Raw genomic sequence first — 5,175 nt, forward strand, 5'->3', positions numbered from 1 at the left:
GGGTCCCCGTCCTGAGCGAAGCGAAGGACGGGGACCCCTGCCGGACGCCAGCCAGGTTCCGGCGCGGACGCAGACGAGAAAAGCCCGGCGGCCTCCCCCTGTGGGGGAGGCCGCCGGGCTTTTCTGTGCCGGCCGGAATCCGTCAGAAGGCGGGGGTCACATCACCGTTCGGCCAGGTCTTTTTGATGTAGGCCTTGACCTCGGGAGAGTGCAGCAGCTCGTCCAGCTTGGCGATCGCCGGGGTTTCCCCACCCTCGCGCCAGACCAGGAAGTTGCCGTACTTGCTGTCCTTGACGGACTCGACCACCAGCGCGTCGTCGGTGCTCAGCCCGGCCTGCAGGATGAAGTTGCCGTTGATCAGGGCCAGGTCGATCTTCGGGTCGTCCACCAGCGGAAGCAGGATCTCGGGCTGGTTCTCCTCGAACTTCAGCTTCTTCGGATTCTGCTCGTCCGTCAGGTTCAGCGCCGAGGAGTCGTCCTTGATGTCCTTGAGCAGGCCTGCAGCCTCGAGCACCTTCAGTGCGCGCGGCTGGTTGGCCGGATCGTTGGTGATGGCGATGGTGCCGCCGTCGGGGATCTCGCTGACCTTCTTGTGCCTGGCGGAGAAGCCGGCATAGGGCTCGATGTGGATCGGCGCGCCGTGCTCGAACTTGTAGCCCTTGGTCTTGATCTGGTCTTCGAGGAACGGCAGATGCTGATAGTAGTTCGCATCCAGGGACTTGTCGTCCAAGGCGATATTCGGCAGCTGGTAGTCGTCGAATTCCTTGATTTCCAGGTCGATGCCGGCCTTCTTGGCCAGGTTCTGGTCGACGTACTCGAGGATCTGGGCCTGCGGAACCGGGGTGGCCCCGACCGTGACCACGGTGGGATTGGCTGGGTCCAGCGTGGCCCCGGCACTGGGGGCGGAGGCGTTGTTGCCTCCACCGCAAGCCGTCAGTGCCAGGGCAGCGGCAAGGCCGGTGCCAATGAGGGTCAGTGCTTTACGCATCCGTGTGCGTTCCTTTCCAATTACCCCGGACCGTGCGCCAGCCGGCCGGTCCGGGCGTGGTGCAGCTAGCGGCTACTGGCTGCATGGTCCCGCCCGGGCACTGTGCCGGCGGACGGGAAAACTGCGCGGCCGGCTCAGACGCCGACCGTGGTGTCCGGCTCATGCCGGCGCACCTTGCGGGTGCCCGCCGTGGCGGCGTTCCGGTGGTCCACACGGCGGACCACGGCGTCGCCGGTCCACTGGATGGCCTGCACCAGGACGACCATGATCACGATGGTCACGATCATGACGGTGGTGTCGAAACGCTGGAACCCGTAGTTGTAGGCCAGCCTGCCCAATCCGCCGCCGCCGATGATGCCGGCCATGGCCGAGTAGCCCACCAGGGTGACCAGCGTCGTCGTCAGGGCCGCCACCAGGCCGGGCATCGCCTCGGGCACCAGCACCTTGCCGATGACCTGCATCCGGGTGGAACCCATGACCAGCGCGGCATCGATCTTGCCCGAGCTGACGTCTCGGAGCGCGCTTTCCACCAGCCGGGCGAAGAAGGGGACGGTGCCGATGGTCAGCGAGACGCAGGCGGCAATCGGCCCGATGGACGAGCCGGTGATGAGCCGGGCCAGCGGGATCAGGGCCACCATCAGGATGGCGAAGGGAATGGACCGGGTGATGTTGACGATGATGTCGGAGACAATGCGGTTGACTGCCGGCATCGGCCGCAACCCGCCCGGTGCGCTGGTGTTCATGAAGATGCCCAGCGGCAGCCCGATCACCAGGGTGAAGATCCCGGAGATCGCCACCATCTGCAGGGTCTCGACGATGGCTTCCGGCAGCGCCTTGGTAATGCCGGGGTTGGTCATCAGGTCTTCGATGAAGTTCATACTGCATCCTTCACATCGGCCCGGACCGATACGCCCAGGTCTTCGAGGTAGGCGGCGACCGGGACGGGATCCGCGCCGTCGGGCAGCTGGATACGCAGGTGGCCGAACTGCGTGCCGGCAAGCGTCTCGACACTGCCGGCCAGGACATTCAGGTCCAGGTTGAACCGGCGGGCAGCGGAGGTCAGCATGGGCTCCGAAGCCCGTTCGCCCGAGTACAGGATTTCCAGGACGGCACCGGAGCCCAGCGGCTCGGCCGAGGGCAGCGGCAGCAGGGTGCGGGACAGTTCGCTGCCCAGGCCGGCTGCCACCTCGCGCAGTCCGCCGTGCTCCACGATCCGGCCGGCCTGCAGCAAGGACACCGAATCGCAGATGCGTTTCACTACGTGCATCTCGTGTGTGATGATCAGCACGGTCAGGCCCAGCCGCTGGGTGAGGTCCTGGATCAGCGCCAGGATTTCGTCGGTGGTCTTCGGGTCCAGGGCGGAGGTCGGTTCGTCGCAGAGCAGCACATCCGGGTCCGAGGCCAGGGCCCGGGCAATGCCCACGCGCTGCTTCTGGCCGCCGGACAGCTGCGAGGGGTAGGCGTTTTCGAAGCCGGCCAGGCCGACGAGCTTGAGCAGTTCGGCGGTCCTGGCGCGGATGCGGTCCTTGGGGGTCTTGACGATTTCCAGCGGATGGGCCGCGTTCTGCGCGGCCGTACGCGAGTCCATCAGGTTCGCATGCTGGAAGATCATCCCGATCCGCCGCCGGGCGGCGCGCAGGTCCTGGTCCCGGGCCGAGCTCAGCTCGGCTCCGTTGATGCTCACCGATCCGGACGTCGGGCTGTCCAGCAGGGTCAGGCAGCGGACCAAGGTCGACTTGCCGGCACCGGAGTGGCCGATGATCCCATGGATGGATCCCTTTGGCACCTCGAGGCTGACCCCGTCGAGGGCAACGATCTCGCGGTTGCCCTGGCGGTAGACCTTGCGCAGGTCGGTGACTGTGATCATGAATCCTCGGTTAGGTGGGCGGCAACTGGAATGTCCGGACGCAGCACCCCCTGCGCGCGATAGCACGGCGGCACGGTCCGGTGTTAAGTATGACAGCCGGCGGCGGGCACCAAGTCCCGCACCGGCCACACTCCGTCCACCAGGGCGTCCGGCTTGGTCCGGCGCAGCCATTCCTGGAACGACGCCGCCTGGGCGGCTGCCCAGCGCACCTGCGAATCATGCAGCTGCCCGGGGTCCGTCTGGAGGGCGGCATACTTGCGGGCCAAGGCATCCGCGACGCCGATGGTGGCCAAGGCGTCCGCGGCCGAAGTGTGTGCCGCGTCCAGCCTGACCTGGTAGAACTCGCTCAGCGCCACCAGGGTGCGCTTGCCCCGGCGGTAGCGGTCCATCTGCTTGTCCAGGATGTACGGATCGATCACCGGGCGCGGGGCCGGCGGCGTGACGCCGTGACGGCGGCATTCGGCGGCGAGGACGGTGAAATCGTAGGCGGCGTTGAAGGCCATCACGGGGATCCCGGCAGCGAAGTAGTCCGCCAGCGTCCCGGCAATCTGCCCCACGGCTTCGGCAGCGTCCTGGCCCTCAAACCCGGCCCGTTCGGTGGTAATGCCGTGGATGGCAGAGGCTTCCTCCGGAATAGGCACGCCGGGATTGACCAGCCACTCCGGCTGTTGCAGCGGCACGCCGCGCGCGTTCACCAAGACTATCGAGGCGGTCACGATCCGCGCCTGGTGGGGATCGCGGCCGGTGGTTTCGACGTCGAAGGCCGCGCGGGGGAGTTCATGCCAGCTGTTCATGCCTACAACGCTACCGGCCGCCGGGGACGGTTTTGGCCGGCGGGGCACGACGGCGGGGGCCCGTAGAGTGGGACCATGCGCGAGGAGTTGGTCGAGGCGGTCCTGCAGGTGGCCGCCCTGGTGCCGGCGGGCAAGGTCCTCTCCTACGGGGATATTGCCGAATTGCTCGGCACCGCCGGGCCACGCCAGGTCGGCCGCGTGCTGGCCCTGCACGGTGCGGCCGTACCGTGGTGGCGGATCGTCCGGGCGGACGGTTCGCTGCCGGCCGCACTGGTCCAGCAGGCCCGGGAACACTACCGCCTGGAGGGGACGGAGCTGGTTGTCCCCTCCGGTCCTGCCCGGACGATGCTGCCGAGGGTGCGGATGTCCGTGGCGCGCTGGATGCCCGGGGAACGTGATTTCGAGCGCATCGAGTCCATCAGCGCAGCCCTTGGCGCGAAACTGTCGGCGGCAACTGGTGGAATGGACGCGTGAGCGATCCCGTGCTGAATGTCCCCAACCTGCGGCTGGCCCCGCCCGAACGGCTTCGCTCCGCGGTGCCCGATCCCAGCGCCGACCAGGCCGCGGTGGTCGGACTGCCCGCCGGCTGCGGTCCGGTCCTGGTCTTGGGCGGGCCCGGCACCGGCAAGTCCACCGTGCTGGTGGAACATGCGGTCCGCCGGGTCGACGCCGGACTGGACCCGGCAGGCATCCTCATGCTGGCGCCGACGCGCCTGGCCGCCGGCCGGCTGCGTGATGCGCTCACCGCCCGCCTGGACCGCAGCCTGAGCACCTCGCCGGCCAGGACCTGGTCCGCCTACGCCTTCGACCTGATCCGGCGGGCCCGGATCGAGGGCCGTTTGCCGCTGCTGGACCGTTCCCCCCGGCTGTTGTCCGGGCCCGAACAGGACCAGATGATCGCGGACCTGCTCGCCGGGCACGGCGCAGGCCTCGGGGCCGCCATTGCCTGGCCGGAGGACCTGGCCGAAGCCTTGAAGACGCGCGGTTTCCGTCAGGAAGTCCGCCAGCTCTTCGACCGCGTGATCGAGTACGGCGGGACGGCGGAGCAGCTGGAGGAGCTGGGCCGGCTCTGCGGCCGGCAGGACTGGTGCGCGGCCGCGGCGCTCTTCCGGGAATACCGGGACCTGATCGACCTGCGCATGCCGGAGGCCTTCGATCCTGCCGGGATCATCACCTCGGCCCGGCAGTTGCTGTTGGAGGACGAGGACTTCCTGGCCCAGGAACGGCGCCGGCTGGACCTGATCCTGGTGGACGACCTGCAGGAGGCCAACCCCGCCGTCTACGAACTGCTGGCAGTGCTGGCCGCCGACAAGGACACGGTGCTGGCGGCTTCGCCCGACACGGTCGTCCAGGGCTTCCGCGGCGCCCGTCCGGACCTGCTGGCGGAGCTGCCCCTGCTGCTTGGCACGGATGCCGCTCCGCTGCGGACCGTCCCGCTGCACACCTCGCACCGGATGTCCGGCCCCGTCGCCGCGGCGTGGCAGTCGGTCGCCGCGCGGATTTCGCAGGTGGCCGGCGGGCACCGC

The 5,175-nt window shown here is 68.6% G+C and carries 6 protein-coding genes; 2 read left to right on the forward strand and 4 right to left on the reverse strand.

Annotated features, from left to right (window positions below; genetic code table 11):
- Window positions 1-142: 142 nt before the first annotated feature.
- From ACFQ36_RS20455 to ACFQ36_RS20470, 4 genes are all read right to left on the reverse strand, one after another.
- A complete protein-coding gene (locus ACFQ36_RS20455; protein ID WP_377017021.1) occupies window positions 143-988 on the reverse strand; it encodes a MetQ/NlpA family ABC transporter substrate-binding protein in 846 nt (281 codons plus the stop codon).
- A 134-nt stretch (window positions 989-1,122) separates the two neighbouring features.
- Complete coding sequence (locus ACFQ36_RS20460) at window positions 1,123-1,866, reverse strand: methionine ABC transporter permease (protein WP_377017023.1); 744 nt, start codon at window positions 1,864-1,866, stop codon at window positions 1,123-1,125.
- The gene (locus ACFQ36_RS20465) at window positions 1,863-2,855 is read right to left on the reverse strand and encodes a methionine ABC transporter ATP-binding protein (RefSeq protein WP_377017025.1); all 993 of its coding nucleotides are present in this window, start codon (window positions 2,853-2,855) and stop codon (window positions 1,863-1,865) included. The genes ACFQ36_RS20460 and ACFQ36_RS20465 overlap by 4 nt, the downstream gene beginning before the upstream one ends.
- Window positions 2,856-2,938: 83 nt before the next feature.
- Window positions 2,939-3,649 carry a 3'-5' exonuclease gene (locus tag ACFQ36_RS20470; RefSeq protein ID WP_377017027.1) on the reverse strand — a complete coding sequence of 237 codons (711 nt, stop codon included), beginning with the start codon at window positions 3,647-3,649 and terminating at the stop codon, window positions 2,939-2,941.
- Window positions 3,650-3,724: 75 nt separating this feature from the next.
- On the opposite strand from ACFQ36_RS20470, the gene ACFQ36_RS20475 reads away from it, so the two are divergent.
- Both ACFQ36_RS20475 and ACFQ36_RS20480 read left to right on the forward strand, forming a co-directional pair.
- Window positions 3,725-4,123, forward strand: coding sequence for an MGMT family protein (locus tag ACFQ36_RS20475; protein WP_377017029.1), 399 nt, complete (start codon window positions 3,725-3,727; stop codon window positions 4,121-4,123).
- Window positions 4,120-5,175, forward strand: a 1,056-nt coding sequence (locus ACFQ36_RS20480) for a UvrD-helicase domain-containing protein (RefSeq protein ID WP_377017031.1), incomplete at its 3' end; no start/stop codon positions are given. The genes ACFQ36_RS20475 and ACFQ36_RS20480, both read left to right, overlap by 4 nt.

Source organism: Arthrobacter sp. GCM10027362, assembly GCF_042679445.1.
In the GTDB taxonomy this organism is placed as follows: domain Bacteria; phylum Actinomycetota; class Actinomycetes; order Actinomycetales; family Micrococcaceae; genus Crystallibacter.

Coding starts and splice junctions, on each gene's coding strand:
- ACFQ36_RS20455 (WP_377017021.1), bottom strand. CDS start 988: ATGCGTAAAGCACTGACCCTCATTGGCACCGGCCTTGCCGCTGCCCTG.
- ACFQ36_RS20460 (WP_377017023.1), bottom strand. CDS start 1,866: ATGAACTTCATCGAAGACCTGATGACCAACCCCGGCATTACCAAGGCG.
- ACFQ36_RS20465 (WP_377017025.1), bottom strand. CDS start 2,855: ATGATCACAGTCACCGACCTGCGCAAGGTCTACCGCCAGGGCAACCGC.
- ACFQ36_RS20470 (WP_377017027.1), bottom strand. CDS start 3,649: ATGAACAGCTGGCATGAACTCCCCCGCGCGGCCTTCGACGTCGAAACC.
- ACFQ36_RS20475 (WP_377017029.1), top strand. CDS start 3,725: ATGCGCGAGGAGTTGGTCGAGGCGGTCCTGCAGGTGGCCGCCCTGGTG.